19 protein-coding genes are annotated in these 19021 nt (G+C 66.4%); 3 read left to right on the top strand and 16 right to left on the bottom strand.

Annotated elements, in window-relative coordinates:
* Positions 1–15: 15 nt before the first annotated feature.
* Positions 16–825 carry an S-methyl-5'-thioadenosine phosphorylase gene (locus tag ACIBG0_RS11300; RefSeq protein WP_397031533.1) on the bottom strand — a complete coding sequence of 270 codons (810 nt, stop codon included), beginning with the start codon at positions 823–825 and terminating at the stop codon, positions 16–18.
* Positions 826–1127: 302 nt separating this feature from the next.
* Between ACIBG0_RS11300 and ACIBG0_RS11295 the strand changes: the two genes are divergently transcribed.
* Complete coding sequence (locus tag ACIBG0_RS11295; RefSeq protein ID WP_062983353.1) at positions 1128–1397, top strand: metal-sensitive transcriptional regulator; 270 nt, start codon at positions 1128–1130, stop codon at positions 1395–1397.
* Between the two features lie 3 nt (positions 1398–1400).
* Here the strand turns inward: ACIBG0_RS11295 and ACIBG0_RS11290 are convergent, their stop codons facing one another.
* The 5 genes from ACIBG0_RS11290 to ACIBG0_RS11270 all read right to left on the bottom strand — a co-directional run bounded on the left by ACIBG0_RS11290 (position 1401) and on the right by ACIBG0_RS11270 (position 6908).
* Positions 1401–2306 carry a TAXI family TRAP transporter solute-binding subunit gene (locus ACIBG0_RS11290; RefSeq protein ID WP_397031531.1) on the bottom strand — a complete coding sequence of 302 codons (906 nt, stop codon included), beginning with the start codon at positions 2304–2306 and terminating at the stop codon, positions 1401–1403.
* Positions 2306–3730, bottom strand: coding sequence for a sensor histidine kinase (locus tag ACIBG0_RS11285; protein ID WP_397031529.1), 1425 nt, complete (start codon positions 3728–3730; stop codon positions 2306–2308). The genes ACIBG0_RS11290 and ACIBG0_RS11285 overlap by 1 nt, the downstream gene beginning before the upstream one ends.
* A 37-nt stretch (positions 3731–3767) precedes the next feature.
* Positions 3768–4427: a response regulator transcription factor gene (locus ACIBG0_RS11280; protein WP_397031988.1), complete on the bottom strand. Its 660-nt coding sequence runs from the start codon at positions 4425–4427 to the stop codon at positions 3768–3770.
* Positions 4428–4473: 46 nt separating this feature from the next.
* Positions 4474–5883, bottom strand: coding sequence for an MFS transporter (locus tag ACIBG0_RS11275; RefSeq protein WP_397031527.1), 1410 nt, complete (start codon positions 5881–5883; stop codon positions 4474–4476).
* A 200-nt stretch (positions 5884–6083) separates the two neighbouring features.
* A complete protein-coding gene (locus tag ACIBG0_RS11270; RefSeq protein ID WP_397031525.1) occupies positions 6084–6908 on the bottom strand; it encodes an LLM class F420-dependent oxidoreductase in 825 nt (274 codons plus the stop codon).
* A gap of 189 nt (positions 6909–7097) precedes the next feature.
* On the opposite strand from ACIBG0_RS11270, the gene ACIBG0_RS11265 reads away from it, so the two are divergent.
* Entirely contained in the window at positions 7098–7541 is a 444-nt protein-coding gene (locus ACIBG0_RS11265; RefSeq protein ID WP_397031523.1) for an Hsp20/alpha crystallin family protein, read from the top strand.
* A gap of 138 nt (positions 7542–7679) precedes the next feature.
* Here ACIBG0_RS11265 and truA read toward each other — a convergent pair whose 3' ends face one another.
* The 10 genes from truA to ACIBG0_RS11215 form a co-directional block, all read right to left on the bottom strand.
* Positions 7680–8582 carry a tRNA pseudouridine(38-40) synthase TruA gene (truA, locus tag ACIBG0_RS11260; RefSeq protein ID WP_397031987.1) on the bottom strand — a complete coding sequence of 301 codons (903 nt, stop codon included), beginning with the start codon at positions 8580–8582 and terminating at the stop codon, positions 7680–7682.
* A 375-nt stretch (positions 8583–8957) separates the two neighbouring features.
* Positions 8958–9485, bottom strand: a complete 528-nt coding sequence (rplQ, locus tag ACIBG0_RS11255; RefSeq protein ID WP_397031521.1) for a 50S ribosomal protein L17 — start codon at positions 9483–9485, stop codon at positions 8958–8960.
* A gap of 126 nt (positions 9486–9611) precedes the next feature.
* A complete protein-coding gene (locus tag ACIBG0_RS11250; protein WP_040686662.1) occupies positions 9612–10670 on the bottom strand; it encodes a DNA-directed RNA polymerase subunit alpha in 1059 nt (352 codons plus the stop codon).
* 107 nt (positions 10671–10777) lie between these two features.
* Positions 10778–11383: a 30S ribosomal protein S4 gene (rpsD, locus tag ACIBG0_RS11245; protein WP_327095488.1), complete on the bottom strand. Its 606-nt coding sequence runs from the start codon at positions 11381–11383 to the stop codon at positions 10778–10780.
* A 20-nt stretch (positions 11384–11403) separates the two neighbouring features.
* Positions 11404–11817 carry a 30S ribosomal protein S11 gene (rpsK, locus tag ACIBG0_RS11240; protein WP_014349147.1) on the bottom strand — a complete coding sequence of 138 codons (414 nt, stop codon included), beginning with the start codon at positions 11815–11817 and terminating at the stop codon, positions 11404–11406.
* Between the two features lie 11 nt (positions 11818–11828).
* Entirely contained in the window at positions 11829–12200 is a 372-nt protein-coding gene (gene rpsM / locus ACIBG0_RS11235; protein WP_364390903.1) for a 30S ribosomal protein S13, read from the bottom strand.
* Between the two features lie 221 nt (positions 12201–12421).
* Positions 12422–12535 (bottom strand): 50S ribosomal protein L36, encoded by a 114-nt coding sequence (gene rpmJ, locus ACIBG0_RS11230; RefSeq protein WP_040686659.1) that lies wholly within the window; start codon positions 12533–12535, stop codon positions 12422–12424.
* A 177-nt stretch (positions 12536–12712) separates the two neighbouring features.
* Positions 12713–12934 carry a translation initiation factor IF-1 gene (infA, locus tag ACIBG0_RS11225; protein ID WP_003418601.1) on the bottom strand — a complete coding sequence of 74 codons (222 nt, stop codon included), beginning with the start codon at positions 12932–12934 and terminating at the stop codon, positions 12713–12715.
* A gap of 2543 nt (positions 12935–15477) precedes the next feature.
* Entirely contained in the window at positions 15478–15666 is a 189-nt protein-coding gene (locus ACIBG0_RS11220) for a hypothetical protein (RefSeq protein WP_397031518.1), read from the bottom strand.
* A gap of 649 nt (positions 15667–16315) precedes the next feature.
* Positions 16316–16657 carry a hypothetical protein gene (locus ACIBG0_RS11215; protein WP_397031516.1) on the bottom strand — a complete coding sequence of 114 codons (342 nt, stop codon included), beginning with the start codon at positions 16655–16657 and terminating at the stop codon, positions 16316–16318.
* A 1329-nt stretch (positions 16658–17986) separates the two neighbouring features.
* On the opposite strand from ACIBG0_RS11215, the gene ACIBG0_RS11210 reads away from it, so the two are divergent.
* The gene (locus ACIBG0_RS11210; RefSeq protein WP_397031514.1) at positions 17987–18970 is read left to right on the top strand and encodes a MinD/ParA family protein; all 984 of its coding nucleotides are present in this window, start codon (positions 17987–17989) and stop codon (positions 18968–18970) included.
* Positions 18971–19021: the final 51 nt, after the last annotated feature.

Here is a 19021-nt window from a genome sequence, read left to right as displayed (position 1 = left end):
CCGACCCAATCTGATTCACGGTAGTTCGAAGGGCAGCGACACCCCCGCATGGACACGGCAACGGTCGCAAGTATCGGTTCCGGTGACCGCCGAAACCGAGCGCCGGATCAGCTCCTTGAACGGCCCGAGGTTCTTCTTGAATTCAGCGAAGACGTCGAGCGCGTGCACACCATCGCCCTCCTCCAGTCCGGCATCCAGATCGGTCACCAAAGCGACTGCGGCGTAGCACATTTCGAGTTCACGGGCGAGCACCGCCTCGGGATGCCCGGTCATATTCACCAGCTCCCAGCCCTGAGCGGCGAACCACCGGCTCTCGGCCCGGGTGGAGAAGCGCGGGCCCTGTACCACGACCATGGTGCCCGAAGACTTCACCGGCAGCGCGTCCGTAGCGGATTTCGTTGCCGCGGAACGCAGATCATCGCAGTACGGGTCGGCGAAGGAGACGTGCACGCCACCGCCGTCGAAGTAGGTCTGCGGTCGACCGGAGGTCCGGTCGACCAACTGTTCCGGCACCGCCACGGTCCCCGGCCCCCAGTCCGCGCGCAGGCTGCCGACCGCGCACGGCGCGAAGATCCGCCGCACTCCGATCGAGCGCAGCGCCCACATATTGGCCAGGTAGGGCAGCGTATGCGGTGCGTATTCGTGCTGCTTGCCGTGCCGGGGCAGGAAGGCCACCGGCCGACCCTCCACCTCACCGACCGCGATCGGCGCGCTGGGCTTGCCGTAGGGCGTCTCGACCTCGACGGTGGTCGCCTCGTCATCGAAGAAATCGTAGAAGCCACTACCACCGATCACGGCGAGCGCGGGCCGAACATCCAAACTCATGCACCGATTCTCTCGCCCGGCCCGGATCCCCGACCACACGGGTCCACATCGGGCCAACTGACCTTCGTTCATCATGACCTGAATTGGCCTGGGGATGAGGTGCCAGCTGGTCGCCATCACCGGATCTCGGTAACCTGACAACGCCCTCGCGACACTGTACCCTAGGGGGGTATTAATGAGGCCGGTCAAGCCGGTGAGCAGCGAGGAGACAGTCGGTGACATCCACCCCGTCACACAATGACACCGCGCCCGCGCCGGGTACTGACTCGGCGGGCACCCACGACCACACCGCACACGGCTACATCACCGCGAAGGACGACTACCTCAAGCGTCTGCGCCGGATCGAGGGCCAAGCCCGCGGCCTGCAGCGCATGGTCGAGGAAGAGAAGTACTGCATCGATATCCTCACCCAGGTCTCCGCGATGACGAAGGCACTGCAGGCCGTTGCGATGGGCCTGCTGGAGGACCACATCAGCCACTGTGTAGTGGACGCGGCGGTCGCCGGCGGTCCCGAGGCTGATGCCAAGATCAAAGAGGCCACCGATGCCATCGCTCGTCTGGTGCGTTCCTGACGCTCAACCGTGTCGCCGCCGGTACACCGCCGCCGCACCCGGATGCAACGGGACGGAATCGGTTCCGATGAGCGAGCGGCTATCCAGGAATTGGGTGCCCGCCGCCTCGGCGGGCACCAGCCGGTCCGCACGGGAAACCAGTAGCTCGACGATCGCCCCGGCCGCCGCATCGGACATGGTCGGGGCGGCGAGCAGCAGATTCGCGACGCCGACCGTGCGGACCGAACGACCACTGTCATAGGCGTCGGCCGGAATCTCGACCAAATCGTAGAGGTGTCCGAAGCGTTCGCGCATCGGCGCGGCCAACTCACCGAGTTCCACCAACCGCAGCCGCTGCGGCACATCGAGTGCGTCGGTGGGCACGCCACCCGCCCATAGCAGCGCGTCGAGCTCACCGGATTCCACACCCGCCACCGCATCTCGCAGCGGTCGATGCGAAATATCCACATCGGAAACGGGATTCACGCCCGCCGCCCACAACAGACGCTCTCCGGTCATCGCCGCACCGGATCCCGCGGCCCCCAGATTGACTCGGGTCCCGCGCAAATCAGTGACCTGCTGAATCGGCGCGTCCGACCGCACGGCCAGTTGCAGATAGTTCTCATACACGCGACCGAGCGCCACCAACGGGGCCCGCTCACTCTGCACCGAATCCGCGAGCGCCAGTGCGGCATCCACCTGGCCGTTCGCCAACATCCCCAGATTTTCCTGCGATCCGGTGGTCGTCACCGGTTCGATCCGCACCGTGCCCGCCTCCTGGGCCACCGCCGCGAGCAGTTCCGCGAATGCGTGATAGAAGCCGCCGACCTCACCCGAGGCCAGCCGTACCAGCTCCGGGTCCTGACCACATCCGACAACACCGGTCGCTACACCGAAGGCGCTGAGCGTCAAGAACTTCCGCCGCCGCATCACGACCGCACCGCCTGCGGCAGCCGGATCTCGATCGCGAGACCGTGCGGATCGATGGGGAGCACGGACAGGGTGCCGCCGCGCGCTTGGGCCAATGCCGTCGCGATCGGTAGACCGAGGCCGGAGCCGCCGGAGGACGCACCGGAGCCGCGGAAGAACCGGGTGGTCAGCTTGTCGAGTTCGCCAGGTTCGACGCCGACGCCATTGTCACGGACAGTCACGATTACCCAACCCGGTTCGGCCTCGACCACGATGACGGTCTGCGCACCGGAACCGGCATAGCTGCACGAATTACTCAGCGGCACATCGAGAATTTGGGCGAGAACGTCAGCGGACACCGCGGTATCGGCCTCGGCCACCTGCGGTTCCGCCCGCAACTCCTGCCCGGCGTTCTCATAGGCGGAGTACCAGGCGTCGATCCGATCCGCAGCGACTTGCACCGCGTCGCAATGGTTTTCGTCATCAGACGGAGTCCGCGCGGCCTCGAAGGCGGCCGGGGTCTCGGCAACCGCCAAACTCAGCAGACCGTCGAGCAGCGCGGTCAGCCGTTCGACTTCCGCCCCCGCGCTGCGGAAGGTGGCCACCGCGCCTTCGGGAATGGCGGCTTCCAAAGAATCGAGACGAATCGTCAAGGCGGCAAGCGGATTTCGCATGGCATGCGCGGTATCCGCAACGAGCTGACGTTGCGCATCCGCCGAATCGGCGACCGCCAATGCCATGGCATCGAAGGATTCCGCGACCGCCCGCATCTCCGGCGGCCCGCCGTGGTGGCGGGCGATCGAGACGTGCGCGGCGGCCTCGGCGCGCGGCTTCGGCAGGGTCGCGGCCAACTCGGCGACCGCCTGCGACAGCGCCGCCAGCGGGCGCAGCACCCAGCGCGCCAAGCTGAGGGCCAGCATGGTGAACACCACCATTGCCAGCACCGCGCCGACCGCGATCACCGCCCACGCACGGCCGATATCGCGCCGGGCGCGTGCGGTGGATGCCTCGATCACCACCGCACCGTTGACCTGCACCCCGGTGCCGACGGGCCGGGCGATCAGCACCCTCGGCCCACTCCACGGGGTGAGCCGATAGACCGGCTGTGGCCGCTGATTGCGACGAGCCGCGGCAACGGCGGCCTCGACGGGCGCGGCGGCCGCATCCACGCCCGCATTCACCGTCCGCGCGCCGCGCGCATCGACCACGAGCACATTTTCCCCATAGAGATCGTGGTAGCGGCCGGCCTCGTCGGCCAATGCCCGACTGTCCCCCTCGGCCACCGCGGCATCGGCGAGGCTGGCGAACCGATCGGCATCACCGGACCGATCGGCGACGAACTCCTGGGTGCGGCTGGTCGCGAAGGTCAGCGAGAGCGGTACCGCGAAGGCGAAGACGGCGATCGCCGCGAATACCGTCAGCGCGACGAGTAGTCGTCTGCGCATGCCGGGCTCCGCTCCTAGGTCCGCCGGGCCAATACGATCATTGGCCCCAGCGGTAACCGTAGCCGCGAATCGTCGTTATCAGCCCAGGTCGGTCCAATTTCGCGCGCAATCCGGTCATATGCACATCCAGTGATCGGGATACCGCGACGAACGCGTCACCCCAGATTCGATCCATCAACTGTTGACGGCTGACCGCGGCACCGGGCCGCTCCACCAATGCCTCGACCAACTCGAATTCCTTCTGGGTCAACGGGATCTGCCGTCCGGCGACCTCGACCACCCGGGCCGCCAGATCTACTCGCACGTCCCCGGTGACCACCTCGGCTCGCTCCGGCTGCGATCCGGCGGCGGCACGGCGCACCACGTTCTCCAGCCGGGCCATCAGTTCCGCGATCCGCGGCGGCTTCACCAAATAGTCGTCGGCGCCGCCGCGCAACCCGCGCACGATCGAGCGTTCGTCGCTGCGCGCGGTCAGGATCAGCACCGGCACCGAACTCACCTCGCGCAGCTGGCGCAGCACATGCAGACCATCGCCATCGGGCAGTCCGAGATCCAGGATGACGGCGTCGTAGCCGCGGTGGGCGATGAGCAGATCCGCGCCGCGGCGCTTGCGCTCGGCCTGATAACCGCGGGCGTTGAGCGCCTCTACCAGCGCGTCGCCTACGCCGTCATCGTCCTCGACCACCGCAAGCCGCACCCGCCGATCCTCCCACAGCGGCGCAGCGGCGGGTGCGGTCGGGCCCTCAGGGTCGAGCCGTCGTGAGGTCACGGTCTGGCTCGGTAGCCGAGGGATCCGCCTTGGTGAGCGAAATATCGTCCGAGGCAGCGGCGTCGGCGTCGATGGCGGATCCTTTCGAGGTCTCTCGCATGAACCAGTAGGTCAGCAGCGAGATTCCGATGCATCCGGCGACGTACCAGAAGTACAGCGATTCATGGTTCGCCTGTTTCAACGACAGCGCGATGGTTTCGGCCGTACCGCCGAAGATCGCGACGGTCAATGCGTACGGCAGGCCGACTCCGAGCGCGCGGATCTTGGTCGGGAACAGCTCGGCCTTCACGATGGCATTGATCGAGGTGTAGCCGGTGATGATGACCAGAGCGCCCATCATCAGCGCCCACGCGGCGATCGGATTCTTGGTGTGCGCGATCACGGTCATGATCGGCACGGTGAGCAGGGTGCCCGCGACGCCGAAGAAGATCAGCAACTTACGTCGCCCGATGCGGTCGGACAATGCGCCGGCCAGCGGCTGCAGCACCACGAAGACCAGCAGTGCGATGAAGTTGATCCAGGAGACCGTCGGCTTGGAGATGCCGGAGGTATTGATCATGAACTTCTGCATGTACGTCGTGTAGGTGTAGAACGCGACGGTGCCGCCGAGCGTCAGCCCGATCACCAGCAGGCATTCCCGCGGGTACTGCAGCAGCATCCGCAGCGAACCGCGCGCGGGCTGCTTGGCATCGGTGCTGCTCGCCGCCGGATCACGCTCGGACTCGACCTCGGCCTCGAAGTGCTCCGATTCGTCCATGCTGCGCCGCAGCCACATCACGATCAGCGCGCCCGCCGCACCGATCACGAACGGAATGCGCCAGCCCCAGTTGTTCATCTGAGCGTTGTTCAGGAACTGCTGCAGGATGATCTGCACACCGAGCGCCACCAATTGTCCGGCGACCAGCGTGACGTATTGGAAGCTCGAATAGAATCCGCGCTTACCCGTCGAGGCCACCTCGGACAAATACGTTGCGCTGGTTGCGTATTCACCGCCCACCGAAAGCCCCTGCAACAGCCGGGCCAGCAAAAGCAGTACCGGCGCGGCGATTCCGATCGTCTGGTATCCCGGCGTGGCCGCGATCAGCAGCGAACCCGCCGCCATCACCGTCACCGACAGCGTCAGCGCCGAGCGACGTCCGAACTTGTCGGCATAGCGACCGAGCAACCAACCACCGAGCGGCCGCATGAGGAAGCCGACCGCGAAAATCGCTGCGGTGGAAAGCAATTGCGCGGTGGAATCGCCCTTCGGAAAGAACGATTTCGCGAAGTACACACTGAATGCGGTATAGACGTACCAGTCGTACCACTCGACGAGATTACCGATGGAACCACGCAATACATTCGCGACCACCCGGCGCTCGCCGACAGGCTGTGTCGTAGTCACAAGATCTCCTTCTTCGACGCGGCCTTGCGTCGGTCGGAGACCAGTGTGTGCGCAGTCACAGCGCCGATGGAAGCGCACGAGGCGCTTTCTAACGCTGTCTTAGGACGATTTCGGTGGGGCGGCGACGGCAGCTGCTGGCGCGGCCCCACCAGTCCGTCAGGGCGATCGGCGGGTAATTCGTGCCGATCGCCGATGCGGTACTACTTCGCGAGCAGTGGTGCGAGGGTGCGGAGGGTGGCGGGTTCGTCGGCGAGGACTTGGATGACGACGTGGTCGGCGCCTGCGTTCAGATGGGTCGAGAGCCGATCGACGATCGAATCCGCGGCGCCGTGGGCTACCAGGGCATCGATCAGACGGTCGCTGCCTGGTTTGGTCAGGTCGTCGTCGGTGAAACCGAGGCGACGGAGATTGGCGACGTAGTTCTGGAGGTCGAGGTAGAACTCGACGCGCGGGCGGGCGGCGGCGCGGGCCCGGACCGGGTCCTCGTCGAGGACGACCTTGTGTTCGGTGGCCAGCAGTACACCCTCGCCGAGCAGCGCGCGGGCGCGGGCGGTGTGTTCGGGGGTGACGTTGTAGGGCAGCGCGCCCGCAGACCGTTCCGCCGCCAGCCCGAGCACCCGCGGGCCGAGGGCGGCGAGGGCGCGGCGCTGCTTGGGGACACCCGCGGCATCCAGTTCGTCGAAATATTCGGCCAACGCGTCATAGGGCTTGCGGTACTCACCCTGATGTTCGGGGTGGCCCGCACCGAGGCCGAGCAGGAACCGGCCGGGAAAGCGCGCCTCGATCCGGTGGAACGACTCCGCGACCTGCTTCGCGGGCGCCGTCCAGATGTTCACGATGCTGGTGGCGACGGTGATCGACTCGGTCGCCTCGAGCAGCGACTCGATCACGGGTAATTCGGCGGGCGGGGACCCGCCGAGCCACAGCGTGCCATAGCCGAGTCCTTCCAAGTCCTGCGCGTCCTGCGGGGTGAACGCCCCGTAGTACCGCCATACACCGAACCGTCCGAGGTCTCCGATAGCCATGCTCGGAATGAACGAGCCCGCAGCTGTCGCTATTCCGTCGCAGCCGCGCCCCCGATCCGAGACGGTCATGATTTTCGAGCCAACTACTGTTAGCACTCTCGTATCGAGAGTGCTAACTTAGATGGTGCACAGCTTCCGGCGCCTACCGCCGTGGCAGGCGTCGCCGCTAGTGAAATGGAGGTGATTGCTGTGCTCCGGTTCGATCCGTTCCATGACATCGACACCGTTGCCCGCCAGCTGCTCGGCGAATCCATGGGGACATCGCGGGCGCCACGATTCATGCCGATGGATCTGTTCAAGGCAGGCGATCATTACGTACTCAACGCCGACCTGCCCGGTGTGGACCCCGGCTCAGTGGATGTGAGCGTCGACAACGGCACCCTCACCCTGCGCGCGCAGCGCAGCCTGCCGAGTGACGAAGGCGTCCAATGGATCGCGTCCGAGCGCTTCGCAGGCACCTATATGCGCCAGCTCAGCCTCGGCGACAATGTCGATGCCGACAATATCAGCGCAACCTACAACAACGGCGTGCTGTCGGTGACGCTTCCGATCGCCGAGAAGGCCAAGCCACGCCGCATCGAAATCTCCGGCTCCAACCAGCCGCGAACGATCGAGGCGGGTTCGTCCAGCTGACCGGGAGGGTCATGCTCCCGCACCGCCCGCGCCCGCAGATTCGCGGTGCGGGAGCGCCACCAATACAGGGCACATAGGTTGTTGCCGCCACGCACAGGTTGGACCTTCTGTGCGACGTCAAGACGTTATGCGCCAACCTCAGCTGCCACAGCAACCTTCATCGAGCGTTGAGACCGTACGCATTTCACGCGTTTGCGCGTTGCGGGAAGCCAGGTCCGCGTCAGCGGGGTAGTCGACGGCGATGAGGCTGAGCCCGTGGGCGGGGGCGACCGTGACGGAGCTGGACCGTTCGGTTTCCGCCAGCAAGCCGCCGACCCAATCCGGCGTCCGGCGGCCCTCCCCGACGGCAAGTATCGCGCCGACGAGGCTGCGCACCATGGACCAGCAGAACGCGTCCGCGCTGACATAGGCGGTGAGCAGATCACCGTCGCGCTCCCAATCGAAGCGCTGGAGTTCGCGCACCGTGGTCGCACCATCGCGGCGGCGGCAGAATGCGGCAAAGTTGTGCAGGCCCAATAACTTTCGCGATGCCTCACGCATGGCTTCGAGATCGACGTCGTGGCGACAAGCGACAACACTGCGGGCCTGGAGTGGCTCAGCCCCATAGGGGGCGGTGGTCAGCCGGTAGGCATAGTGGCGGCGGATCGCCGAGAAGCGTGCGTCGAATTCGGGCGGGGCGACGCGAATATCCTTGATCCGCACGTCTTTCGGGAGAAACCGGGCCATGCGATGGATGAGCTTGGCCGCATCCGGCTCCGAACCGACATCGAAATGCGCGACCTGCCCCTCGGCGTGCACACCCGCATCAGTGCGGCCCGCGACGGTCAATTGGATTGGTTCGCGCAGTACCTTGCTCAGCGACTCTTCGAGGACACCCTGCACCGTGCGCAGACCCGGTTGCCGCGCCCAGCCGATGAAATCCGTGCCGTCGTAACCGATATCGAGCCGCACCCGGACCGTGTCGGCGTCGGACTCCGGCCCTGCATCGACTTCCGCGCCCTGCACGACCTCAGGAGCCCCCACAACTCCAGGAGCCTGCATCACCTCAGAACCCTGCACGATCCCAGCAGCCTGCACGACCCCAGGAGCCTGCCCCACCCCAGAGGCCCGCACCACCCCAGCAGCCTGCACGACATCAGGTGCCACGCCCCCAGAGCCATACTCGACTGGGGAGGACTGCATGACGCCGGGAACCTGCACGAATCCGCGCGAATCCATCGGCGCGGACTCGCCCGACGCCGTCGAAGCCACCGAATCCTCTTCGGTCACAGGCGATCTCCTAATCGATACGAACGCGGGCGGCGGTGCGGCCGGAACCATCCACCACGCGAAACCCGATGTCGGCGTGGTGGTCTCGGATACGAACAAGCCCGCCGACCCATATGGGGGGCGGCGGGCTCGTTCGAGAACCGAACGTCAGGCGTCCTTCTTGTCCTCAGCGGCCTCGTCGGCAGCGGGTGCCTCGGCCTCGACGGTCTCGGCGACGGCCTCTTCGGCCTTCTCCTCGACCACGGTCTCGGCGGCGGGCGCCTCGACCTTCTTGGACGAGGCAACGCGACGGGCGCGGTCGGCCTCATTGGTCACGGTCTTCTCACGGACCAGCTCGATAACCGCCATCGGCGCGTTGTCACCCTTGCGAGGCAGCGTCTTGGTGATGCGGGTGTAGCCACCCTCGCGGCCCTCGAACGACGGACCGATCGAGGCGAAGAGCTCGTGGACGACATCCTTGTTGCGGATGACCTTGAGCACCTCGCGCCGGTCGGCCAGGGTGCCGGCCTTCGCCTTGGTGACCAGCTTCTCGGCGTAGGGGCGCAGCGCCTTGGCCTTGGCCTCGGTGGTCGTGATCCGACCGTGCTCGAAGAGCGCCGTGGCCAGATTGGCGAAGATCGCCTTCTGGTGCGACGCCGACCCACCGAAGCGGGCACCCTTCTTGGGCTTGGGCATTGTTTGTTCTCCTGTGTCTTATTGCGGCGCTCCCGGCGCCCTGCGTGGTAACGCTCCGCTACCGCCTCCGGGCGCGTCGCTCACGCCGCGGGTGCGAGGCCGGGCCGGGGTGCCTACCCCGACGGCCTAGAGCTGTTCGGTCTCGGCGTAGTCCTGCTCGCCGCCATCGGTGTCACTGAACGTGCCGCTGTCGCTCCACGTTCCGGTGCTCGCGTCGTAACCCACTACGGACGAAGGATCGAACGAGGCCGGGCTGTCCTTCAGCGAGAGGCCGAGCGCATGCAGCTTGACCTTGACCTCGTCGATGGACTTCTGGCCGAAGTTGCGGATGTCCAGCAGATCCGATTCGGTGCGGGCGACCAGCTCGCCGACCGTGTGCACGCCCTCGCGCTTGAGGCAGTTGTAGGACCGGACGGTGAGGTCCAGGTCCTCGATCGGCAGACCGAACGAGGCGATGTGATCCGCCTCCGCCGGCGAAGGGCCGATCTCGATGCCTTCTGCTTCGACATTGAGCTCACGGGCCAGGCCGAACAGCTCGACCAGGGTCTTGCCCGCCGAAGCGAGCGCGTCCCGGGCGGTGATGGAGTTCTTGGTCTCCACGTCCAGGATCAGACGGTCGAAGTCGGTGCGCTGCTCGACTCGGGTGGCCTCTACCTTGTAGGTCACCTTGAGCACCGGCGAGTAGATCGAGTCCACCGGGATCCGGCCGATTTCCGCGCCGGACGCCTTGTTCTGCACCGCCGGGACGTAACCGCGACCGCGCTCGACGACGAGCTCGATCTCCAGCTTGCCCTTGTCGTTCAGGGTGGCGATGTGCATATCCGGGTTGTGCACGACAACACCGGCAGGCGGCACGATGTCACCGGCGGTGACGGTGCCCGGGCCCTGCTTGCGCACGTACATCGTGACCGGCTCGTCCTCCTCCGAGGACACGACCAAACCCTTGAGGTTCAGGATGATGTCGGTGACATCCTCCTTCACACCGGGAACGGTGGTGAACTCGTGCAGAACGCCGTCGATGCGGATGCTGGTGACCGCGGCCCCCGGAATCGAGGACAGCAGGGTACGCCGCAGTGAGTTGCCGAGGGTGTAACCGAAGCCCGGCTCGAGCGGTTCGATGGTGAACTTCGAGCGGTTCTCGGCGACGACCTCTTCGGTCAGCGTCGGACGCTGTGAAATCAGCATTTTGGATCATCCTCCTGTACGGGCGCCCACTATTTGACGCCCACGTCTTGGGGGTTGTGCGTGGTCGCGGGCATTGCCGACGACCACGCACCAGCAGCGGTGAGCTGTTACTTCGAGTAGTACTCGACGATCAGCTGTTCCGACAGCGGCACATCGATCTGAGCGCGCTCGGGCACCTGGTGCACCAGGATCCGCAGCCGGCCCGGGATCACCTGCAGCCAGCCCGGAACCGGGCGGTCGCCGACGGTCTCACGCGCGACCTGGAACGGCAGCGTGCCGAGCGACTTCTCCTTGACATCGATGATGTCGTACTGGGTCACCTGGAAGCTGGGGACGTTCACGGCCCGGTTGTTCACCAGGAAGTGACCGTGGCTGACCAGCTGGCGAGCCTGCCGACGGGTGCGCGCCAGACCGGCGCGGTATACGACGTTGTCCAAGCGGCACTCGAGCAGACGGAGCAGGTTGTCACCGGTCTTGCCCTTGAGGCGGTTGGCCTCTTCGTAGTACCGGCGGAACTGCTTCTCCATGACGCCGTAGGAGAAGCGCGCCTTCTGCTTCTCCTGCAGCTGGAGCAGGTACTCGCTCTCCTTGATCCGCGCGCGGCCGTGCTGGCCCGGCGGGTACGGACGACGCTCGAACGCCTGGTCGCCTCCGACGAGGTCGACCCGCAGACGACGCGACTTGCGGGTGATAGGGCCTGTGTAACGAGCCATTTTTCGTTATTCCTTTCCCGCTAGACGCGACGCCGCTTGGGCGGACGGCAGCCGTTGTGCGGCTGCGGGGTGACATCGGAGATCGTGCCGACTTCCAGACCGGCGGCCTGCAGCGAACGGATCGCGGTCTCGCGGCCCGAACCCGGGCCCTTGACGAACACGTCGACCTTCTTGACGCCGTTCTCCTGCGCCTTGCGGGCCGCGTTCTCGGCGGCGAGCTGCGCGGCGAACGGAGTCGACTTGCGCGAACCCTTGAAGCCGACGTGGCCCGAGGACGCCCACGAGATGACGTTGCCGGACGGGTCGGTGATCGACACGATCGTGTTGTTGAACGTGCTCTTGATGTGCGCGTGGCCGTGCGGGACGTTCTTCTTTTCCCGGCGACGCGACTTCTGGGTCTTCTTGGGGCCGGAGGCCCGACTCTTCGGAGGCATCCTTATATCCCCTACTTCTTCTTGCCTGCGACGGTGCGCTTCGGGCCCTTGCGGGTGCGCGCGTTGGTCTTGGTGCGCTGGCCACGCACGGGCAGACCACGACGGTGGCGCAGACCCTGGTAGCAGCCGATCTCGATCTTGCGTCGAATGTCGGCCTGCACCTCGCGGCGCAGGTCACCCTCGACCTTGAGGGCCGAACCCTCGATGTAGTCACGCAGCTGCGTGACCTGCTCGTCGCTGAGGTCCTTCGACCGCAGGTCGGGGCTGACGCCCGTCGCCTCGAGGATTTCCTTGGCGCGGGTACGGCCGATGCCGTAGATGTAGGTCAGCGCGATCTCCATGCGCTTTTCGCGCGGAAGATCAACGCCCATGAGACGTGCCATGTGGCAGGTTCCTTAATCGTTGCGGAGGTCTGCTCCCTGTCCGTCCCCTCGTCTGGTGGGGCACCGGCCTCCGTACCGGTGGTTGGCTCGCACACCCTTCCGACCTTGCGATTCCGAGGAACCGCGCGATCCGAATATCCGCAGTGTGCGGCTGGAGCTGGGAGTTCTTCTTTTAGTTGGCCAAGCCGATCAGTGATCGGTGCCCGGCTGGTGCCGCGAAATCAGCCCTGGCGCTGCTTGTGGCGCAGGTTCTCGCAGATCACCATGACCCGACCGTGACGGCGGATCACCTTGCACTTCTCGCAGATCTTCTTGACGCTCGGCTGAACCTTCACGTCCGTCCAATCTTGTTCGGTCCACACGGGTGTGAACACAGTTTTTCCCCAGCCGGAGGGCTGAGGAAGTCTCTTGCCGCCGCGCTGGGCGACGACGTGGTCTTTACCGCCGTACTGGGCGGCGTGCCCAACGAGCTGAGCCCCGGCCCCGGTGGGGGTCCGGAGGCGAAGCCCGATTCACTTGTAGCGGTAAACGATGCGGCCGCGCGACAGGTCGTAGGGCGAGAGCTCGACGACCACACGGTCCTCGGGAAGGATACGAATATAGTGCTGCCGCATCTTTCCGCTGATGTGCGCGAGAACCTTGTGCCCGTTCTCGAGCTCGATCCGGAACATCGCATTGGGCAGCGGCTCGACAACTCGACCCTCGACCTCGATGGCCCCGTCTTTCTTCGCCATGTCCTCCGCGATCCCGGTTTACGCTCAAACCTGGTTTGATTGCCTTGTATCTGATTCCATGTAACCGATCGGTCGAACCGATCAGTGACACGCAAACAGTCGGCGCGTAGGTGCACCGCCGACCAAGCTTACCGGTTTAACTGCTGGCAGGCCAATTCGCCCTGGTCACACGGGCCACGAGCGTCTATTATTCCGCTTTTGATGCGCGCAGAGCGTGCGTGAACCCGCAGTTGCCAGCGTAGACCTGGGTGCCGAAGCCGCTTTGAAGCCCTGGTCGTTGCGCAGCCGCAAGGGACCTGTCGGTAACGAGATCAGAGGTCATGACGCTCTGATGATCGTCGTCGAAAACCCACCGGCTGCACCGGCAAGGCCATCTGATCCGGCACGATCCCCTTCCTCGCATGGCGACGGCGTCGACATCGATGTTTCACCCCGGACGAACCAGAGCGGTGATCGTCGCACAGCGGAAGGCACCGACGGTGACGAGATCGAGAGCCGGTCATGCTCTGATCGCATATCCACCGATTTCACCGGCAAGGGCGTCTTATCCGGCGCGGCGCCCTCCTCGGCGTGGCCACACGGGCATCGAGTTTCCGTCGCCGTTCCAGAGTGGCCGAGCGGCGCTCGGTGAATAGGTCGCGCCGGAAGCGGAGGCCACACTCGCGCAGGCGACTGTCGGCCGCCGATCGTGCCGACTTTGCCGGCGTCGGGACGGGGGTAATCACAGGCCGATCGCAACCCTCCGGTCTGTACGAATAGGTCGCACTACAAGCCGCACTCGCGGAGGCCGAACCGGAGCGGTGATCGTCGCACGGCGGAGGTCACCATCGGTGATGAAATCGGGAGCCGGTCATGCTCTGATGGCGTCGACATCGAGGTTGTAGACGCCATTCACCTCGGCCCGCCGGGACGGTGGAGCGCCATCGTCACTGTGGCACGTGTGCGCGGGGAGCGTCCGGGAAAGATGGTTCTTGCCGGGAAATACGAAGCCCGTGCCGGATTTAGACGGATATTGAGCCCTCGAACCTCAGGACCGTGACGCGACGCCGATGGCTAAGCAGACGCGCGGCAATCAACCACGTAGAGTAGCCCCGGTCACACCCATGGCACATTCCTGTCCCCCTATCGAGACATGTATGGGGCCCAACAGATCCCGCGATCGCGGTCGTCGAAAACCCGGTCATTCGGGCCCACTCCCCACCCGTGATGAGGCAGAGTCGTCGCGTAAACTGACCACAGCCCAGGAATAAAGGTCGAGCAGATCAAGGGGGACGTGTGAGCCGTAATAACGACGGCCTCCCCATGCTGCCCCCGTGGCTATCCGAGAGCGATGTCACCGGCGGCTACGAAGCGCCCGTACAGAACCTGCCACACGACGACCTCATCGATGAAGCGCCTTCGCGGCGTGGACGTTCCAAGCGCGCGCCGGAGACCGAACGGCCCGAAGCCGCGCGCCGGGACAAGCGCCGATTCGGCCGCCGCAAGAATAAGGACGAGCAGCCCGAGGAGCACGGTCAGCGCCCGGGTCCGGCGACGCGCGAATTGTCCGGTCCGGGTTTCGAACTACACAGCGGACCGGGTGGTTTCCAGGGCCCGAATACCTTTCGTGGACCTGAGCCCCAACGCGGTCCCGAGCAAGGGGACCCGCGCCAAGGGCCACCGCAGCACGACTCCGGCCCACACGCGCGCCCGGATCAAGGTTCGCCGCGTCCCGAAAACGGCTGGCAAAGTGGCAACCCACTGCCGACCCGCAATCCGCGCCAGCCCTCCGCGGCCTTCGACCCGCTCGGCAGCAGGGCGCCGACGCCACCGTCGCAACCGCTGCCGCCACACCCTCCCGGCCCGCACCAACCCGCTGCCGACTATCAGCAGCCGGGCGCTACCCAAATGCCTCCGGCCCAGCAGTTGGGCGCGGGCCAATCGCCCGCTTTCCAGCAGCCAGATGTGGGCCAACCGACTGCCACCGAGTCGCCCGCGTCCGTTGAGGAAACGGTGCGCTACCAGCCGTCGCGCCCCAACCTGCCGCCCCCGCCCAACCAGACCGCCGCGCAACCGTATTCGCCTGCCGCACCGCCGCCGCCAACAAGCGAGCAGCCCGGCATGCCGCCGACGGGCGACTTCGACGCTCCGCCGCCTTGGCTTGCGCCGCAGCGGGCGACCGAGGATCAAACCGCTGGTGAGCAAGTGGGTGCGCCGAGCGCGCGTCGGCCTGAGTTGCCGCCGCCACCAGGGGAATTCGATGCGCAGTCGGCTGCGGATTCCGGCTTGTATTCGGCTGCTGGCGTGGTAGGTGGTCCCTCGGATACCGGCACGGCAAGTGGTCCCTCGGATACCGGCACGGCAAGTGGTCCCTCGGATACCCGCACAACAAGTAGCCCCTCGGATACCGGCGCGGCAAGTGGTTCCGGGTCGGAAGTTGGGGCGGCGACGGATGAACCCGCGTCGGTAAGCCGTACGGGTCAGGATGACTCGGCGCGAGCGCTCGGCGCCGAGCACACAGCCAACAGCGCCGTTGATTCCGCTGAAGGCGCGGGAACAGGCGATCACGCGGAATCCCCCCACGGTGCGACACCGATATTCGACTCCGCGATGGTCGAGCCGACCAAGCGGTCGAGCAGCCCTTCGCGGGTTCCCAGCACCGCCTCCTCGGAGTACGGACCGGCACCACACGATCGCACCAATTCGGCAGCGAGCACCGGCCACCCCACCGGAGGCGAGTCAGCTTCGGGCACAACATCATCCGCGAGTGGCACTGCACCACACGACTACAGCCAGGCACCGCGATCCGCCAACGACGATCGGGCCTCCGCGCAGGCCCCCAGCTCAGGCGCAGCATCCCAAACGCCGGGCCAGTTCCATCGCCCCGCGTCCGTACCACAGGCACCCGGCAACGACTTCCACCAACCCCCATCAGCACCGCACGCACCCGGTGGCCAGTCCGACCAACCCACACCACGAACACCCGCCAACGACTTCCACCGACCGGCATCGATACCGCAGGCACCGGGCAGCGATTTCCACCAACCGTCGTTTGCCCACGGAGCTGATTCTCGAGGGCCAGCCGGCACCGGAGAATCGGAGTCCGACCGGCCGCAACGCGGTGGCGGTTCGGCGGCGCCAGAATGGGTCACCGGCCCCGATCCCGCCTCCGAGTTCCGAGCACCGGCATCGGCACCACAGGCATCGGACGAGGAGCTCCGACATCCAGGCTCGGGACCGCAGGGAACCGCAGCCGAATCCCAGCTGCCGACCGGGACCGCAGGGCAGTCGGGATCCGCTGCGGCGCAACGGGGAGGTGGCTTGGCCACCCCTGGCTGGACTGCGCACCCCACGCCAGGAACGACGGGCGCACCGACGCCCGACAGTGGCCGACACCGATTGTCATCGGAAATCGACGCGGCCGCCGAGGCAAGTGAGTTCAGCGGTGATGCCGCAGGGACGACCGATACCGTTGGCAACAAGCAAGTTCCGACGGGCGAGCAGTCCGCACCGCACGCGCCGGGCGACCAAGGAACTGTCGGCGGAGCCGAGCAATCTGCGGTAGCCGAGGGCCAGAGCTCCGATCGCAATGCATCCGGATATGGGCAGCCTGCGGCCGGACCGGATGCGCCGGGCACCGATCAGCCGAATAGCCAGTGGCACAACGGGACCGGGTATGCGCAACAGCCCACCGCGCAGGCACCCGGCGACGACCGAGTCGGCCAACCATGGCAGAGCGGACATGGGTCTGCGGGACAGCTGCCTGGTAGCGAGCGAGCACCATGGCAGACCGGCCCCGCGGGGCAGGCATCCGACGACCCGGCCGGGCCGTGGCAGAACGGACCCGGGTACACGCAACCGTCCACCGGACACGCACCCGGCAGCGGCCAGGCACCGTGGCAAAGCGGACCCGGACACACAGAACAAGGCCGCGATCACGCGCTGTCGCAGGGCGGCCCCGCACCCACGGGCCAGGCACCGCAGCAACACGGACCGGAATCCACGGAGCAAGCACCGGGCGGCGACCAGACATCGGCGCAAGGCGCGCCCGAATCCACGGCGCAAGCGTCCGACGATCAGGCACCGTGGCATGGCGCCCCCGGCCCCACCGGCCAAGCGCCCAACGACGACCGAGCACCGTCACACAGCGAACGCATCGGACACACACCCGCCATCGACCACGGCCCCCGGCCGAGCGGCGTTGGCCTCAAAGGCCAAGCCACTGGCAGCGATCAGGCCGCGCCGTGGCAGAGCGGACCTGGGTACGCACAACCGCCCATCGGGCAGGCATCTGTGGGCGATCAGGCTGGCGCACCATGGCAGAGCGGCCCCACGGGGCAAGCCCCCGGCGGCGATCACGCACCATGGCAAGGCGGACTGGCACCCGCGGGCCATACAGCCAACACCGACCACGCACCATCGCAAGGCGGACACGCGCCCACAGGACAGGTGCCCAATACCGACCAGGCACCATCGCAACGCGGACCCGCGCCCACGGGGCAGATGCCCAGCGGTGACCAGGCACTGTCGCAAGGCGGACACGCGCCCACAGGGCAGGTACCCGGTGGCGATCAGGCACTGTCGCAGAGCAGACCCGCCGTGCACCGACCTGGCGGCGACCACGCGCCAAGGCAAGGCGGACTCGCTCCTACGGGACAAGCACCCGGCGGCGTCCAGGCATCGCCGCAGGGCGAGCTGGGATCAACAGGTCAGCCCCCCGGCGGCGACCAGGCACCATGGCAAAGCGCGGCCGGACCCATGGGGCAAGCAGCTGGTGATCAGGCAGCGTGGCACGGCCCCGGGCACACCGGCCTGGCGCCTGGCGGCGGTCACGCTTCCCAGCAAGGCGCGCCTGCGTATGGGCAGCCGCAGATGGGGCGGGCGCCCGAGGGCGAGCAGTGGCAGAATCCGGCGGCGCGGGCATCGGGGCAGCAGTCGCCGACAGGTGAGCCTGCTGACCAATGGCAGCATGGGCAGGGGTCCGGGCCGATGGGACAGCAAGCGCCCGTTGGGGATCCACAGAGGTACGGCCAACCGTCGGCTGGGCCGCAAGGACCTGGGTATGGGCAGGGGATGCCGCCCGGGTATCAGCACGGCGGGCAATATCAGCCGCAGCATCCGCACGGGCCGCAGCCTTCGCTGGATGACGTGCCGTTGCGGCGGGCGAAGAAGTCGCCGAGCAGTGGATGGCGAAAGGCCGTGCACCATGTTTCCGGTGGCGCGATCAATCCCGGTTTGTCCGCCGAGGAGTTGCGACTGCAAGAGTTGGTGGCGCGGATCCGTCAGCCGGTGCGCGGTGACTATCGGATCGCGGTGCTCTCGCTCAAGGGTGGTGTCGGAAAGACCACCACGACAATGGGTCTCGGGTCGATCTTCGCCTCCATCCGTGGTGACCGGGTGATCGCCGTCGATGCCAATCCGGACTTCGGCACGCTGTCGCAGCGGGTGCCATTGCAGACTCGCTCGACGGTGCGTGATCTTCTGCTCGATCCAGCGATCCAGCGCTATTCGGATGTGCGCAGGCATACCTCGCAGGGCACCAGCCGATTGGAAGTGCTTGCCAGCGAACGGGATCCGGCGGCGTCGGAGGCGTTCAACGACGAGGAGTACCGCGCGGTCGCGCGCATCCTGCAGCGGTTCTACAACATCATCCTGACCGACTGCGGTACCGGACTGATGCATTCGGCGATGGGCGGCGTACTCGACCTAGCGCATTCGCTGGTGCTGATCTCTTCTGCCGCGATCGATGGCGCACGCAGTGCCGCGGCGACGCTCGACTGGTTGTCCCTGCACGGCCACGATCATCTGGTCCGCAATGCGGTCGTGGTGATCAACTTGCCGCGTGAGGGTTCCCCGAATGTCGGCATCCAGCAGCTGCGCGAATACTTCCTGTCGCGCTGCCGCGCCGTGCACATCATCCCGTACGACTCGCATCTGTCCGAGGGCGCCGAAATCGATCTGCACCGCCTGCACAAGACAACCAAGCGCGCCTACGTCGAACTCGCCGCCACCGTCGCAGACGAATTCGGCATCGATCATCGCCACTACCGAGTCTGATCAGCAGCGTCGGCAACGCTGCGGCTGTGTGTCTCACGACCGAGCCGCGCT

It is taken from the genome of Nocardia sp. NPDC050630 (genome assembly GCF_044457245.1).
In the GTDB taxonomy this organism is placed as follows: Bacteria; Actinomycetota; Actinomycetes; order Mycobacteriales; family Mycobacteriaceae; genus Nocardia.
Note: the sequence above shows the minus strand (reverse complement) of the source record. Positions and strands in the feature narration are given on the sequence as shown.